We start from the raw sequence: 17,120 nt of genomic DNA on the forward strand, positions 1-17,120 counted from the left end.
ATCTGTAAGACTTTTCGTATCATCTTTCAAAGAATTAAAACTGATTTTTTAACCCTGTTTTGATTTGCTGAGCCACATAGATCAAATGATCTTTTGTATCCTTGTCTTTAGCCGCTGGAATCGCAGCCAGAATCTCGCTTCGTAGTTTTTCAAGATGCAAAGCAAGATAAGAGCCGATGTCCGTAGTCATTGTAATCGGTGTATTTTCCTGCGCGGTCGACCCACCCATCAATAGACCTATCAGATTATTTCCTGTTTCTACCTCTTTCATGGCAGCAAAAACATTTGAAATGTAATTCTTCTGAATACTACGACGATAAATATCTATCGGCTGATTTGTTTTCAACTCGCTCCAAACACCAGCTTTTAAATCATTCAAAAACGCGATCATTGTATAACAGCTGTCTTTGCCATATCTTCTCTCATGCATTAACAATGTATTCAATACTCTGTCACTTAACAATTGATCCAATACTCTCCCCTGCACAGTACTCACACTTCCCAAGCGCACCGGATTGCTTATTTTATTAAGAATGTCACTATTAAGCAACCATTCAGGTGTTGTAAAAACCTCTTTATTTAAAAATGCAACTGCTTCTCTTTGCTTTGCTGCAGGTTCCGGCGCATAAATATTACCGGGCTGCTCTACTGTTTTCCATGTTTCGTAAGTGCTGGCAACATTCTTTGTTACATGCGTTACATAGCGCAGGTATTGGCTAACCACCTGGCGGTATACACCTACCAAATTTGTGTAAAGATCATTGTCTTCTTTTGTCCATTCTTCCAAATGAGACATTACATATTTCAGGTTCTTAATGCCGTATTCATTCGCTTTCATGTTATCGTCGCCCAAATCTTCCGATTGACAACGAGCGTCATTGTTCATACCTTCTCCACCAAACCACAATCTAGGATTAGCTTTCAGGCTGTCAACGATCCACTGAGAAACGATCTTTTTGTCCGCCTCGTCATCTTTTGCATCGGTCCACGTGTAGCCCCATTTAATAGCCCATTTATCATAATCGTTGATTCGCGGCATAAGTCCGGCCTCGCCAATGCTGTCTTGAGGTTGTGCCACATAGTTGAAACGGGCATAATCCATAATAGAATTTGTGTGACCATGCGCTTCTACCCAAGCCTTGTCACGCAATTTTTCAACCGGCGTCAAACTACTGCTGCCCATGTTGTGACGCAAGCCTAGTGTGTGGCCAACTTCATGCGATGACACAAAACGAATCAAAGTACCCATCAGTGAGTCACTGAACTTCATTTTGCGTGCACGTGGGTCACTTGGTCCTGCTTGTATCATGTACCAATCATGCAACAAGGTCATAACGTTATGGTACCATCCCACATAACTTTGCAGCACTTCGCCGCTTCTAGGATCGTGAATATTTGGACCATAAGCATTTGCTACTTCGGAAGGAAAATAACGTACAATTTTATAACGGGCATCTTCCAAACTCATTGTAGTATCGTTTTCCGGCCATTCTTTACCCACGATAGCATTTTTAAATCCGGCTGCTTTAAATGCCTCGTTCCAGTCATTGATACCTGCTATAATGTATGGGCGCCATTGCTTAGGAGTTGCAGGGTCTACATAATAAACGATCTGCTCTTTAGGCTCTACAAGTTCCCCTCTTTTGTATTTTTCAATATCTTCTGTTTTGGGCTCGAGGCGCTGACGTACAATAAAAATTTTTGTATCGGCTTTTTGCTGTTCGTCCGCAAATTCATTGTAGGCATCTGCGAAGTATCCAACTCTTGCATCAAACCTGCGCGGCATCATCGGCTTTTCCGGCATCAAAAAAATGGAAGTAGAAATTTCAAGTGTGATCGCACCTCCAATTTGAGCAGCGTCCAATGGTGCAGCTGCAGGGCGTGCACCTATTCCAACTGTGCCGCCTCCAGATGCCGAATACGTGCGCAGCATTTTTACCTCAACGTTGATCGGATAGGCAGCAAAGCTTTTCACAAAACTGCGATCTGGCGCCATTGAACCAACTGACAAACCTCTTTTAACTTCTGAGCTAAGTATCGTAAATGAATTTTCCTTTTGAAGAAAATCGGTAACATCAATGATCGAAGACCTGCCGCTTGTACCTTGTGCTTTTACATCGAACAAAGTCGCGATCGAATTTACATTGGAATTTTTTATCGCTTTGGAGATGGCATTCGTACTATCTGTTTCTTGAAGTATGGTAACAACCTTTAAAGCAATTTTCCCTCTTTCTTTTTCAAAAGTTATTACACGGGTATTCATTGATTCTCCGCCAAACTTGGGACTTCCTCCTGGCACCTTTACGAGCCATGTAGTTAGCAAAAGCTGTCGACCCAACAATGAGTCAGGTATTTCAAAGTAATATTTATCATCCGTTTTGTAAATGGAAAACAATCCTTTTTTGCTAAGCGTTCCAGGCTTAACAATTTGATTATAGGAAGTTGATGTTGTTTTGATAGCAGTTGGCGCAGCTACATTCGTTTGCGCAAAACCAATTGCAGAAAGAAAACCACATAATATTGTCGATAAGAAAACTTGTTTCATCCGTTTCATTTTAGTGATCCCGCCCAAGCGGGATGATTTCATCATTTCATGTTTAATGCAGACAAGTATTTTTTAAACACTTAGTCTTTAGGATTCAGCTTTTTTCTCAGTTTCGCTTCTACATATTTCAAGTGTGCAAGCGTCATTGGATCCGTGCAAGTTGCAGCAGCAGTTTTGCAACGATTCGCAATGCTTTCCATGTGAGCACGTACCACTGCAGGAATATCGGTTAGGGAAAGATCTGGTGATGTGCTGCCAGGCTCCGGTGTTTTGGACGCTTCTTTCAGAACATTACTAAGACTTTCGATCCATGATTTCTGCAAGCTTCTTCTATAGCTGTCTATTATTGCTGGTTTGCCATTCAATTCACTCCATAAACCTTTTTCAACATCTGTCATCAATTCATCCACGGTATAAGTATTTTCTTTTCCGTAGCGCATTGTTTCAGTGGTCATCTTATACAAGCGGTCAGGTTTGAGCACATAGTACAAAGCATCATACTGTATTCCAATCAATTTTTCTTTTTTAGCCGGCTTACTGAATTTGTTCAGCACTTCAGGATTCAACAACCATGTTGGCGTTTGAAACACTTCTTTTTGTAAAAAAGCAAGTGCTCTTTTTTGTTTTTCTTTTGAAACAATAGTATAAACATCACCGGACTGCTCTACTGTCTTCGCATTTTCATAAGTACCGCCAATCTGCGTATAAGCATGACGTGTAAGAATTTTGTACCAATCAACAACATCATTGTATGCACCTGCTGCGTTGTCGTACATGTCCATATCTGCCCGTGTCCAGCTCAGAAGATTTGCCATTAAAATCTTCAGATTCTTTATACCGTACTCGGCCGCCTTCACCTGGTCATTGCTCAGGTCTTCAGTTTGTGCACGCGGATCAGAAGGATCATTGAGGTTAGGAGTTACCTCTGTCTTAAAACTCAATCTTCCATCTGCAGTTGTACTGGTTGTAAATTTTGCTAACTGGTCCTTTTCTTTTTCAAAATCATCTATACCTGTATAGCTATATCCATATTTTATAGCCCATTTGTCGTAATCACCAATTTGAGGAATAAGCCCCTTCGTTGAAATTTTGTCTTCTGGTTGCGCTACGTAATTGTAGTGCTGCATATCCATTATTGAAGAGGAAAATCCATTGCTCTCTACCCAGTTTTTCTCACGAAGTTTTTCTACCGGAGTAGCAAAGCTTGCAATGAGATTGCTGCGAAGTCCGAGAGAAACACCCACCGCTCTGGTAATTTCAGCCTTGATCAGGGCGCCCATTAATTCATTGCTGAATTTTACGTTTCTTGCCGCAGGATCAACGGCAGATGCCTGAACAAAATACCAGTCGTGCAGCGCCTGCAAGTTACTGTGCGACCATCCGATATAAGTTTGTAGTATTTCACCACTGCGCGGATCGTACACTTTAGGAACAGTTGACATGGACTGACTGGAAGCGAAATAGCGTATCACTTTATACCTTGCATCTTCCAGCTTCATCGTTGTATCATTCTCGGGCCATTCTTTGCCAATAATTGCATTTTTAAAACCGGCAGATTTAAATGCCTCGTTCCAATCGTTGACACCAGCTATAATATATGCGCGCCATTGTTTCGGCGTTGCTGGATCTACATAATAAACGATAGGTTCTTTGGGTTCTACCAATTCGCCTTTTTTATATTTTTCGATGTCTTCAGCTTTGGGCTCCAAACGCTGACGAACAACAAAAGTTTTTATGTCCACTTTTTGCTGATCATCAGAAAACACTTTGCAGCTTTCTGTGCTGTATCCAACACGAGGGTCAGCGTATCTCGCATGCATAGGCTCCTTTGGAAGAAGCATAACAGAGTTGCTCAACTCAAATGTTACACCAACACTTGGACTTGCGTCCGTGCCACCTGCGCCCATGGTGTAGGTCTTTAAGGTTTTAATCTCTATATTTTGCTGGTAGGAATCTGCCGCCAAAAGAAAAGATCTGTCTGGAGCAACACCGCCCAATCCCATATTTTTCTTGGCACCCGCATCGAAACCTGTTATGATATTATCTTTTAAGAAGAAATCCGTAACATCAATAATGGAGCTCTTATTATTTTTTCCACGAGCCTTAACGTCTACTACCATTATGATAGGGTCCATGGATGAATTGGAAACAGCTCTTGCGATCGCCTGACCAGGAGCAGCCATGGCTACATTTGTCAGCGCCTTCACGTATAGTTTTTCATCACTTGCCTTTTCAAAATACACGATGATACTGTTCACCATTTCACCGTTGAACATTGGGCTGCCTGTCGGCACCTTGGCTAAACGAGTGGAGAAAAGAACGTCTCTGTTAAGCAAAGAGTCGGGGATTTCGAAGAAATATTTTTCATCTTGCTTATATACCGTGAATAAACCGTTTTTCGCAACGGCTCTTGAAGTGATGACTTCTGAATATGATTTAATTTTTGGAGACTCCGCCTTTTTTACACTGGTACTGTCCTGCGCAACTACATAGTTAACCGCACTAACCAGCGAAAGAAAACCAAATACCTTTTTTAGATTCATAACTAACTTTTGAAATATTATTTCTGTTTCACAAGAACCTTAAAACTACTCCTGTTTACAGAGTGTTTATTGGCAAATAGTACCAATTAATAAAAAAACTTGACGAATTTTGACACCCTTCTTATCCTTGATGCAACCTATAAAAAACAAGCATCTGCGTTAAGGTGCAGATGCTTGTTTTAATGGTATTTTTGAAACACTATCATATCGGCTGTGAATGAAAATCAAAAGCCGAAAGCGACTCATTCAGTTTACAGTCCCAATCCTTTCTTGAATGCAACATCAACGATTTTATCAAAGCCTCCATATACAGCAATTGGAGTGTTGTTAATATCACCTGTTGATGTTAAGCTTAAGAAATAAACTTTATTGCCACCACCAGTCGCTGTTTCATCAGTAGCCACAACCAATACTCTGCTGTCTGTTGAAGGTGCAGTTGCGTAGCCAGATTTGAAAACTTTCATCGTTTTAATAATAGTTCCTGTCGGGAACGTATAACCAACCAAAGAAGTAGACGTAGCGAGCGTTGCAATGGTACAAGTATTAATAGTATTACCATTTACATAATAGAATTTTCCGGGTAGCGTTAAAAAAGTTGGGAAAGCAAAAAGCTTTGCTGTATTGATTCCCGGTACTTTTGTCCCCGAGAGAAGATACCTGCCTGTGATATTGGCATTTGTCGCTGCAAAACCTCCAACAGAAAGCTGATAAAGCCAGGTAGAATCGCTGGTGGTATTTCTAAAAACACAACTGTATGTAACAGGATTTCCTGATTGAGGCTGGCTATTCTCTGCATAGAGGAGTGTTTTGCCTATGTAGTTCAAATCAAATCCTGAACCAGTTAGGGGATCCAGTGGTGCAGTTCCTTTAGAATATGCAGCAAAATGTCCATTCGGAACATCTGTGGTAACTCCCACTAATGCTCCGGTTTGAGCATTGTATTGAAGAAAACATTTGTTAGCCTGATCGTATAACATAAACCAATAATCACTCAACGACCCAGCGGGATTTAAAACAAATGGAGCAAGCGTCCAGGAACCCAGTAACGGCGCATTAAACAGAATTGGTGGCGTCTTGATAGAAGTCGAATTTACAGCTCTGTAATGTAGTTGGTTATTGTTGATCAAATATTCATACTGAGAACTACAGGCGTTTGCCTGTAAATTAATAGTAGCAGGCTCGGAAAAAAACCAGCCTGAGCTATAACTGGAGTCTGCAAAATCAGTTGATCGCACCTGCAAACCTCCGTTAGGATAGAAGAAGGAAACTTTCTGGATACGCAACGATGCTGAGTAGTCAAGCACATTAACCTTGCTTGTACCTGTTGGCAATTTCTTTCCGTTATTTCCAAATGAATATAAATTGGAGTATATAGCTCCGCTGCCTGCCGTTCCGTCCCGTGATGCGATTAACGCAATATCACATCCACCGTTGGAAGGCTGGTCCTGTAACACAACCCATCCTTCTCCGCCCCATGGGGAGCTATCCACATTCAAAGCGTAAAATTTGTAAAAAGAAACACCTGTCGCATTATCCGTAACCTTTACAACCAGGCGGTACACACTGATTGGCACATCAATTCTCGCTTTTAATTGTTTTGATGTACCCACAATGTATTGAAACGGGTTTGCAAGATTCTGTGCGGTCTGGATGATCATCCATTGGTAGGAAAGATTTTCAGACGCTTGCGTTTGAGACAGCTGAATATTCACCGTTAAAGTATCAAACTGTTTAACCGAAATCGAATCAACCGTTATAATCTGGCTACGATTTGCATTCACGGTATCCGTGATAACGGTTATGGTATTAACAGAGGAATAATTATAATTACCCTTATCTTTTTTACAGGCTACAAGTGCGCATATGCCCAATGCGGCAACTATAAAAGCTCTCCAAATATTTTTATGGTTCATTGTTTCTAAAACTTTTTTCTCCATTAATAATTTGCATTTCCTACCAGTACAACAGCATTGTTTGCATCGGGATCCCTCAGGGTGGCACCTACTCCTACCGGAGAAGAAACATTACCCGGATAATTTGTTCTGATATAGTTTCTTACCAATTGCAAATACTGACCATAAATAACCGGCGCTGAACTTTTGGGATAGGGAAACTCTGTAATGGTAGAGTCTCCAATAGGATCGTACAAAGCAGCAAGGATCATCTTGTATTTTGTTCTTGTCCAGGTTCCAAAATTGCTAATGTTGCCGGCCCATTGCGTACCGTTGGTTTCACCCCATGAGGATGGCTTTTGCAAATAGGCGGTTTTCAGTTTGATCCTGCTTTTTTGAGCAAATCCCAGTTTGAAATTATTATTCACCTGCAGGCTCAAAACAAATGTCGCTGTGAGGCTATCCAGATCAGGCGTACGATAAATAACAACCGGCAGTTGTGTGGTTACCTGGTTTGCCGGCATTTTGTACGGTGTCAGCAATTTATAGTGCACCCCTTCCACAGCATTGATAGCAGAATCTTTTATCGATTGCACAACGATTTCGCGGTCAGCATTTACTGGGCTGCCCAAAACAGTAACCGGTACTTTGATGGTATCAACAACACGACTTGGGTATTTGGCAAAACTATATCCTATACTGTCAGATGCCGCACTAAAATAAATGGCATCATTTTCAGTAAACATCGTGGGTGACTCTTGTTTGCATGCAGCAAATCCTGCAGCAATTGCGAGCAATATTGTGGTGATATATATTCTTTTCATAGTTAATTAGTGATTGTATTCGTTTTCTTGATCCGGAATTGGAAACACGTACGCACCGGCAGGAACTGCGGCAGTGGTAGCGGTTACAACTCTCAGATCTTTGTTTAGCCTTTTGTAGTAAAAGAACGTTTGTCCTTCCTGCACAAATTCCTTTCTATATTCTGCCATGATCTCACTGGATAAACTATCTGTAGTGCTAATTCCGCCGGCATTCAACATGGAGAGGCCGCGAGCCTGACGAACATTATTTAAGAATGCAACGCCTGTAGGAATATCGCCGTTTGCTTTTGCAACTTCAGCAACGATATAATACATCTCAGAAACGCGTATAACCGGAACGTTTCCTTGCATATAGTAAGGCAAATTATCATCCTGAAAATATTTGGAAGGCACCACCACCGCGCTTGTTGCCACATTTTTGTCAAACCAGGATATAAAACGGTAATCGCTTGCTGCACCACTGCCTTTTCTGTAGTACAGATATTTATTTCCCACCGTATCTTTTACTCCGTTTACTACAATGGGAGTTGTCAATATTTGTAGCGGCGTTCCGCTACTCTTGTTAAACAAATTGAGATTGTAGTTTTTTACGTTGCTTGAATACACCGAGAATAGGAGCTCCTGCGAAAAGAGCCTGTCTCTTACAGTATTCGTTTGCAGCGCCACATTAGTGGTGATCAATGGAAACTTTCCGCTGGCAATAACAGCTTTTGCGTATTTGCCTGCGTTTGCCATGTCGCCCTTATACAAATAGACACGGGCCATCAGCGCTTCAACAGCCCAATAGTTCAGGTGATTTTGTGTATATGAGGTAAACGCATCATCAACACTTTTTAGCACTGCTGAAGTATCCGTTTGAGCCAACATGTCTTTTGCCGCGGCAAGATCGCGGATACATGAATCCAACACATTGCTTAAGCTGGAAAATGGAGTGGACGTAACGCCATAACGTGTAACATAGGGAATGGCAGGTGCGGACATGCCTGTAACCGGCGGCTGTCCATACATGCGGGCGAGGTCAAAATGAAACAACGCCCTCAATGCCGTAGCCTCTCCTTTTACGCGATTGTAGGAATCGCCCGTAAATAAGCTTTTCTTATCATCGATCTGGACAAGCATATTGTTGAGATTAGCGATATTGTAGTACATGCCGTTCCAAATGGCAGTCACTTCAGGTTTTATAGTAACATCCGCATAATTGTAGGCATAGGCTGTCGTAAAAAAACTGGCATTGGAGCCTACGTTTGGCGTTGCGGCATTGTCGTAGTCATATGCAAGGGTCGACATAAATCCCATAGACAAATCACCGGTATACAAACCAAAAACGCCGGATGAGGTGGCGGGCTTGTCCATTCCAAGATAGACACCATTCAAAGCGTCCTTGAATCCCTGTTCATCACTAAATAATTTTCCCTGTGGTACTTTGTCTTTGGGTGCCACATCCAAAAACTTGTTGCACCCGCATAATGTTGCCATGAACAACACCATTACCGAATAAACCGCCATTAGATGCTTTGGCATGATCCTTCTTTTTCTTTTATTGTTATATAAATAGCTCATGATAATATTTATTAAAAAGTGGTAGACAGCCCAAAACTAAAACTGCGTGCAAAAGGATAAGCAGTACCTCTTTCCGTTTTTATGGTACCCAAATGAAACGCATTGTTTTGGGTAACAGCTAATCTTGGAGTGGACAGCCTCAATTTGCGCACCCACCATAAATTGGGAGAAAACTGATAAGCCACTGTCAAACTACTTGCATCCAAAAAATTATTGTCTTGAACAAAACGCGAAGTGGCATAAGTTGCCTGCAGTGTATTTGTTCCATTTACCACTAATGCTTTGAATGGCACCTTGTCGCCCGGCTGTTTCCACCTTTGTGTGATTACACGCTCATCTGCATTGGCTGAACGCAGATCCACATTTTCCACTTTGTCAACCAACGTCTGGTTATACATTTGTCCCCCCCACTGGAAGCTCATATTAATGTTCAACGAGAATCCTTTATATGTGAAGTTTGAACCAAACCCACCTTTTAGTTTAGGGGCAGCATCACCAATCGGTTGTTTGTCTTTTACATCCCATAAAAATGTTTTGCTTCCGTCCAATTTCTGGAACAGTTCTTTGCCTGTTGCAGGATCTATACCTAAAGATTGCACCGCCCATATCTGGCTAAGTGATCTGCCCACCACATATTTTGGCAATGCCTGCAGCTGCTTTGTTCCTGCTGTGTCATACGTTGCATTGATAGCGTCTACCGCAGGAGAAAGCGCCGTAATAACATTTTTTGCTGAACCAACATTGAAGGATAAGGACCAGAATATATTTCTTTTGCGATCGCGAATGATAGGTGCGGAAACAGTAACCTCATATCCACTATTTTTTGTGGCTCCAAGATTGTCCTGGTATTGCAAAAATCCTGTGGAAGGTGCCACATCTAATGGCAAAATCAGGTTGTTGGTTGTTTCACGGAATACATCAGCTGAGACATTTAAACGTCCATTCAATAAGATGATGGCAACTCCCAGATTGTTTTTAAGTGTCTGCTGATATTTCAGATCGGGATTTGCATATGAGGGAGCTGTCGCGCCTAACTGCAACCTGTAACTATTTTGATTATTGTATTGGTAGATTGACTGACCAAGAGCGGCAAAATTCTGGTTACCTGTTACACCCGTGCTCAACCTGAATCTTAGTTGCTGGATAATGGGATTGCTGACAAAAAACTTTTCTTTATCTACGTTCCATCCTATACCTCCGGCCCAAAAAGGAGCGAACCGCTGGTTTGCACCAAACAGCGAAGATCCGCTTACGTTGCCGGTAACTTCTGCTGTGTAGCGTTCTGCATAGTTATAACTGAAGCTTGCAAATGAAGAAATCGTGCGGGTAATACCCTGATTGCTTTGCGGTTTCTGCGCAAGACCATAACCATTCGCCATGCCCAATTCCCCAAGGTACTCATTAGGTATTCCGGTGACTTTAATAGTGGTTGCGTTCGTTGACGTACCTTGTACTTCGGTACCCACCGCTGCAAAAAAAGTATGGGCGTTTATTTTTTTATAATAATCCAGGTTCAGTTTTCCATCAAGCACATTATTGTTACCTCTCGTTCTGGTATAGGATCCCATTGTGCCAAGACCTGCTGTTAAAGCGTTAACGAAGCTGGTATGATCCGCAGGCAAAAACTGTTCGGCACCTGGCGTATTGGCACTATAACTTACAGCAGCCCTGAATTTAAAATTGCTGTTTATTGTCCATTCAAGATTGGTATTATTGGTTAGGCTGTAATAATAGGAATAGTCTTTAACATTTAGTGTTGAGTTGTATGCAGCATTGGTGAATGTTCCGCCAGGTGCATTCAGCCCTATACCTAATGTGGCAGCACTGGGCTCGAATACTTTGATCACATTTCCGGCAGAATCATATGGCTTGAAGTATGGAAACTGACTAGCATATTGGTTAAAGCTTCCCCAGGGAGAATTATTTGCTTTGTTGTAACCGATGCTTGTCGAATTGCTGAGACGGATCTTTTTTCCATTATAGGAAAGAGCATAGCTCAACCCGAAATTGTCACGACCAGAGCCTTTCATTACACCCACGCCATTATTGTAGTTAAGTGCAAGAGAATAGCGGATTGCTCTTGTGCCTCCGGAAACATTAAGACTATGACTCGTTCCAAAACCAGTACGTACCGGCTGTGAGAGCCAATAGGTATTTACACCGCTCTGCACTTGCTGTAAACGCTGATCATACCACTGATTCAATGCTACATTATTATAATGGCCATTATTGGGATCTGAGTAAACACCCGCCAAACGCTGTGCCTCCAGCAATTGTTTTGCATCCATCAAATGATATGAAGTCAGATCTGGCGCCTGCAGGTTAAAATTTACCGCATACGAAACCTGAGCTCTTCCCGGTAGAGGCTGTTTGGTTTCCACGACAATTACACCATTTGCGGCTTTGGCGCCATACGCTGTTGTTGCCGCAGCATCTTTCAATACTGTAATGCTGGCAATTCTGTTGATATCCATGTCATACAGCGTCTGCAGCGAAGTCTGAAAACCATCAAGGATGATCAGCGGCTGGTTGGGATTTGACAAATAACTTGACATAATATCACCGCTGGAAACTGCTGAACTATAGTAATCAGACGTTCCACCTTGTGTGCCTACCGGTAAACTGTTCTGACCTCTTAACTGAATAACCGGCAAACTGTTCGGATCACTCCCCATTGCATTGTTTTGCTCAATACGAACAGAAGGATCTGCCATTGCCAATGCCTGCAAAACGTTGGTGGGATTCAATAATTTCAGATCATCACCGGCATAGGTTTTTGCGGCACCGGTAAAGTTGCCGGCTGGTCTTTTGTACAACCCCGTATTCACAACCACTTCGTTCATCATATTTGATGATTGAACCATCTTCACTGCTATGTCAGTATCGCCACGTTTTACTTTTATTGTTGTAGCGGCATGGCCCACATAAGAAATCCGAAGAGTGGCCCCTGTTTCTACATTATGCAATTCAAAACTGCCGTCTTTACCGGTAACTGCATGGTTACTGGTTCCCTGCACAAAAACTGTGGCACCAACCAAACGTTCACCGGCATCATTTTTCACAACCCCTTTCAAAACGGGAATTTTATCCTGTGCAGAAAGCGAAATACAAATAACAGAAAACACGAGAAGTGTCAATGACATTTTCGCGGATATGATTGCGCGGAATTTTATTGATAGTATATTTTTAAAACAGTTCATAATTTCTTTCTCGATTTAGTTATTCCGGTTTTACAAAAACATAAGATGCATTAGGCACCACAGGGACCTTTGTATAAGGCAGAGATGCGAATGGAATATTTTTTCTTTTGTAGTAGAAAAACACTTGTCCTTCGCCCAAAAACTCTTTTTGATATTCTTTGCCAATTTCAATATTGATGCTATCTCTTTTCAATGCAGTTTGAGTATACTTGGCAAGATTGCGATGCACCCGTACTGAGTCAAGAAGATTTGTGGCTGTAAGAGAGTCCGCCGATGCATTGGAAGCTTCTGCTGCAATGTAATAGAGCTCCGTTAACCGGATCATTGGCAATGTATTTACACTTACGGAACCGTTAGTGTAATACTTTTTGGGAGAAATGATGTTTCCAGTAGTGTTACCTGTAGTTGGATCAACAAAAGCGCCAAGCTTTCTGTAATCATTGCCTGAACCGCTGCCGGTTACAAATACAGCGGTTTGATTAGTCGGAGATAAACCCAGCGGTTTAACAAATACAGACTTGTTATAAGCGAATGCAAAATTACCGCTGCTATACAGCGAGAACAATTGCTCTTTATTAAACATCAGGTCAGTATTATTGGTAGCCAATGGAAATACATTACTGTTAATAACGGCAAGTGCATTGCTTTGAGCGTTTGCAAGATCACCTTTATACAAATAGATCCTGGCCAGCAATCCTTTTACGGCCCACGCAGTAAACTGGGACGTCGTCATGTCGGATTTGCTCAGCAAATTTTGAGCGTTTAACAAATCGGCTATACAAGAATCAATTACTGCACCGGTCGACAATACCGGTGATGCGTACGGCGACACCTTCGTTATATATGGAATTGCCGGCACACTCAAACCCGCAGCCGCAGGTGACGGAGCAAACAAGCGCAAGAGATCGAAGTGGATAAACGCACGCAAACCCAATGCTTCTCCTTTTGTTGTATTATAGTGTCCTGCAGAGAAAACATTTTGCCTGGCGTCTGCATTTGCCAACACATTGTTCAAATTGGCTACACATAAATAAAGGCTGTCCCAAACATTTTGAAATGTATTTTTCAATGTATAATGCTGCACATTAAATGCCGCACTTTGGTAAAACAAAGTATCTGCTTGCTTGAAAGATGTATCATAACTTCTCCCCATAATAGAGAGAACACCTGTAGTCAAATCTCTTCCATATAAGCTTTGACTTCCCATTTGTAGGTAAATGCCATTCAATGCATCTCTGAAGCCTTGCTCATTCGCAAACAATTCATTCTGATCTACCTGCAATTGCGGCGGCACATTTACCCATTTCTGACATGAGCTAAATGAGAGTGCCGAGATAAGCGCAAGAAAAACAACTAAATAATTTCTGCTTAACATCTGCTACTATTATGATTTTAAAAACTTGTTGTTATTGAAAAGGTGTACGTGTGTTGAAAAGGATAATAAATACCTCTTTGCGCTTTCATTGTTGATGATTGAAAAACATTGTTGGCAATAAACCCAAACATTGTATTTTTCGCACCGATCTTTGATGAAATTTTTTCTGCCAGTTTGTAACCCAATGAAATCGCCGCACATTCGATACTGTTATTTTTTTCTACAAACCTTGTTGTTGCATAAGTAGGTGATGTAACAAGTCCATTTACTGATAAAGCTTTGTACAGCGCCACATCTCCCGGCTTCGTCCAGCGGTTATTTGCAGCTCTTTCGTCAACATTGTAACTGATATCCGCATTCTCAACATAATCAGCCAATGTTTGATTGTAGTATGAAGCGCCTAACTGATAGGAAAAATAAACGCCTGCGGAAATACTTTTTACAGAAATCGATGTACCAAATGATCCGCGCCATTTTGGATTGAGATCTCCTGCCAGCACTCTGTCTGCTGCGTTCCATGTAAACGTTTGGGTACCATCTGCTTTCAAAAACTTTTCCTGCCCTGTTGCGGGATCTATGCCCAGCGAACGAACGGCCCATATACCGGTTAGGGACTGGCCTACTACGTAGTTAGGCTGAGGCACTGTATTGTCAACAGCTTTGTTTGTGTTTAACCCATCAATGTAGTTTGAAATGGCTGCAACGCGGTTTTCATTGTGAATTCCGTTAAGACTTACTGACCAGGTTACTCCTTTTTTAATGTTATTGATAACACGGTAGTTTAAAGCAAACTCCACTCCTTTACTTTCAATAGCTCCAAGGTTATCATAGTAACTGAAATTCATGAACCCTGTTGATGCAGGAGATGATACAGGCAGAATAATATTGCTTGATTTGTTTTTGTATGCATCAATCATAATCGATAACCTGTCCTTAAACAACATTGCTTCAAGGCCAATATTTTGTTTTTCAGTTTGCGGAACTTTAAGAGCATTGTTGGCATAAGCAGTTAAATAAGCGCCCTGTCCAATGCCAACATTAGTATAGCCAGTAGATCCCTGGATATATTGTCTGTCTGTGTAATAATCATAAGTTGAGTGAGAAAGGTACGACTGGTAGAACTGGTTTCCTGTTGTACCTACGCTACCACGCACACGCAAAATGCTCACGAACTTATTGGCATGAAAAAATCTTTCCTGGTGCAGGTTCCAGCTTGCGCCAACGGACCAATAAGGTTCAGTCACATTTTGTGGGAATTGTGAAGATTGATCGGCGTGCCCTGTCACCTCTAATTGATATCGATTATCATAGCTGTATGTAAAGTTTCCATAAGCGGAAGCCAGTCTTGTGAGAATGAGACTTGCCTGTGGCTTACTGGTCAGATATGAATTTCCAAAAGACAGCGCAGACAATTTATCACTTGTAAAGCCAACGAGTGAGATACCAGCAGACTCGCTTCTTGTTTGCATAGCCATTATTCCTGCAGAACCATAGAATTGGTGAAGGTTTACCCTTTTTGTGTAATTAAGATTAAGTCCGCCCTCCATGCTCGAAAAATCGCTCGACACCTGGTTGTACATACCTCTTAAAAAGAAGAGCTCCGGAGTGTAGTTTGCAAACGCAGTGTGTCCCGGAGGCAGAAAAACGTCCGTTACATCAGCCTGTTTGCTCAAACTGATGTAACCATCTGCTTTAAAACCCCGGCCAATATTCAAGCTCAAAGAAAGTTGATCGCTGAATCTTGTATACTTGCCTTTGTCTGTGGTGGATAGTATACCATTATAGGCAGGATTATAAATACGAACGCTGTCTCCCTTGTACCTGTACTCGTCCAGCACTTTGGCAAATTTTCCGGTTATAGAATCATAAGGATTCCAGAATGCGTTTAGTCCGGCATATTCGGCCAATGTTCCGTAAGGAGAGTTAAAGGCGTTGGTAGTTGTATATCTCAGATAATTATTGACAGTGAAGTTTTTTATGCGAGTACCAACATATCCGCCGATATTGATGTTCTGCCTCTTCGATCCCTTCATTACTCCTTCAACATCATTGTACGAAAAGTCCATACCGTAACTTAGATCATCGTCGCCTCCACCCACTGTTAAATAGTGCTTCGAGCCGACGCCTGTTCTTGTTGGAATTGCAAGCCAGTTTGTATTCCTACCGCTTTGGGCAAATGCCTGACGCTTTTGAGCAAGTGCAGCGTTATCTCCCCAAAAACCTGAGGTCTGCTCTAACTGAAGTTTGTCAGCCGCATTCATTAAATGATAAGAGGACAAATCCGGTGTAGCAATTTGAACCTGACCCGAATAGGTAACATTAAACATGCCTTTCTCCGGCTTTTTTGTTTTAACCAGCAAAACACCGGTTCCTCCACGCACTCCATAAACCGCTGTTGCAGCAGCATCTTTTAAAATAACTACCTGGCTAATGCGGTTGATGTCCATATCAAGCACCGTTTGAAGTGACACCTGCACGCCATCCAATAAAACCACCGGTTGGTTTGGATTTGCCACATTGCCGGCCACAAAGTCACCAACTGAGGGGTTCAATTGTAGATTTGTATTATTACCGCCGGGGTACAGCACGACTGATGCAGAAGCAGGGAAATTGTATAACCCGCGAATGTTTGTAGATGGCGTAATATTTGGATCATCTCCATTGTCATTGCCTCTTGTAACCAAAAAAGAAGGCGCACATATTTTTAACGCATCGGCAAAATTTACCGGATTTAGTCTTCTCAGTTCTACACCGTCAACTATTGTGGCAGCACCGGAAAAGTGTTCAAGAGGTCTTTCATAAAGACCGTTTGAATAGGTATTTGCAAAAGAATATTCTTTCCTTGCAAGGCGCAAAGTAAGTGATGGTTTTGCTGTTTTTGACAACGAAAAATAGCGATCTACCACTGCCGTAATAATTGTTTCTTTAGAAATACTGTCAAATTCAATATACCCATTGGCGTTTGTATAGCCTTTTTTATAGCCGGCTATAACCAATGCACTATCGATGGGTAAGCCATCTGCCATATCCTTGACAGTAATTCTTAATTTGGGGATTATTCTTGAAGGGATAGAATCCTTCGTAAAATGACTACCTGTTTCCCCTGCTACGGTTTTGGAAAAACAAAAAATACAAAGACTGTAAAAAAGACTACCAAATAGTAAACGTATCATGAACAGTT

The 17,120-nt window shown here is 41.7% G+C and carries 8 protein-coding genes; all 8 read right to left on the reverse strand.

Features of this window, described 5'->3' with window-relative positions; translation table 11 throughout:
* Positions 1-34: 34 nt before the first annotated feature.
* The gene (locus QJ048_RS16925) at positions 35-2,545 is read right to left on the reverse strand and encodes a zinc-dependent metalloprotease (RefSeq protein ID WP_282335588.1); all 2,511 of its coding nucleotides are present in this window, start codon (positions 2,543-2,545) and stop codon (positions 35-37) included.
* A gap of 80 nt (positions 2,546-2,625) precedes the next feature.
* On the reverse strand, positions 2,626-5,088 hold the full coding sequence (locus QJ048_RS16930) for a zinc-dependent metalloprotease (RefSeq protein ID WP_282335589.1): 2,463 nt from the start codon (positions 5,086-5,088) through the stop codon (positions 2,626-2,628).
* Positions 5,089-5,339: 251 nt separating this feature from the next.
* A complete protein-coding gene (locus tag QJ048_RS16935; protein ID WP_282335590.1) occupies positions 5,340-7,001 on the reverse strand; it encodes a PKD-like family lipoprotein in 1,662 nt (553 codons plus the stop codon).
* A gap of 23 nt (positions 7,002-7,024) precedes the next feature.
* On the reverse strand, positions 7,025-7,804 hold the full coding sequence (locus tag QJ048_RS16940) for a DUF4843 domain-containing protein (RefSeq protein WP_282335591.1): 780 nt from the start codon (positions 7,802-7,804) through the stop codon (positions 7,025-7,027).
* 6 nt (positions 7,805-7,810) lie between these two features.
* The gene (locus QJ048_RS16945; RefSeq protein WP_282335592.1) at positions 7,811-9,325 is read right to left on the reverse strand and encodes a RagB/SusD family nutrient uptake outer membrane protein; all 1,515 of its coding nucleotides are present in this window, start codon (positions 9,323-9,325) and stop codon (positions 7,811-7,813) included.
* A 50-nt stretch (positions 9,326-9,375) separates the two neighbouring features.
* Positions 9,376-12,507, reverse strand: coding sequence for a SusC/RagA family TonB-linked outer membrane protein (locus QJ048_RS16950; RefSeq protein WP_282335593.1), 3,132 nt, complete (start codon positions 12,505-12,507; stop codon positions 9,376-9,378).
* Positions 12,508-12,583: 76 nt separating this feature from the next.
* Complete coding sequence (locus QJ048_RS16955) at positions 12,584-13,939, reverse strand: RagB/SusD family nutrient uptake outer membrane protein (RefSeq protein WP_282335594.1); 1,356 nt, start codon at positions 13,937-13,939, stop codon at positions 12,584-12,586.
* Positions 13,940-13,956: 17 nt separating this feature from the next.
* Entirely contained in the window at positions 13,957-17,112 is a 3,156-nt protein-coding gene (locus QJ048_RS16960; RefSeq protein ID WP_282335595.1) for a SusC/RagA family TonB-linked outer membrane protein, read from the reverse strand.
* Positions 17,113-17,120 lie beyond the last annotated feature (8 nt).

This window comes from Pinibacter soli (assembly GCF_029961145.1).
Taxonomy (GTDB): Bacteria; Bacteroidota; Bacteroidia; order Chitinophagales; family Chitinophagaceae; genus Pinibacter; species Pinibacter soli.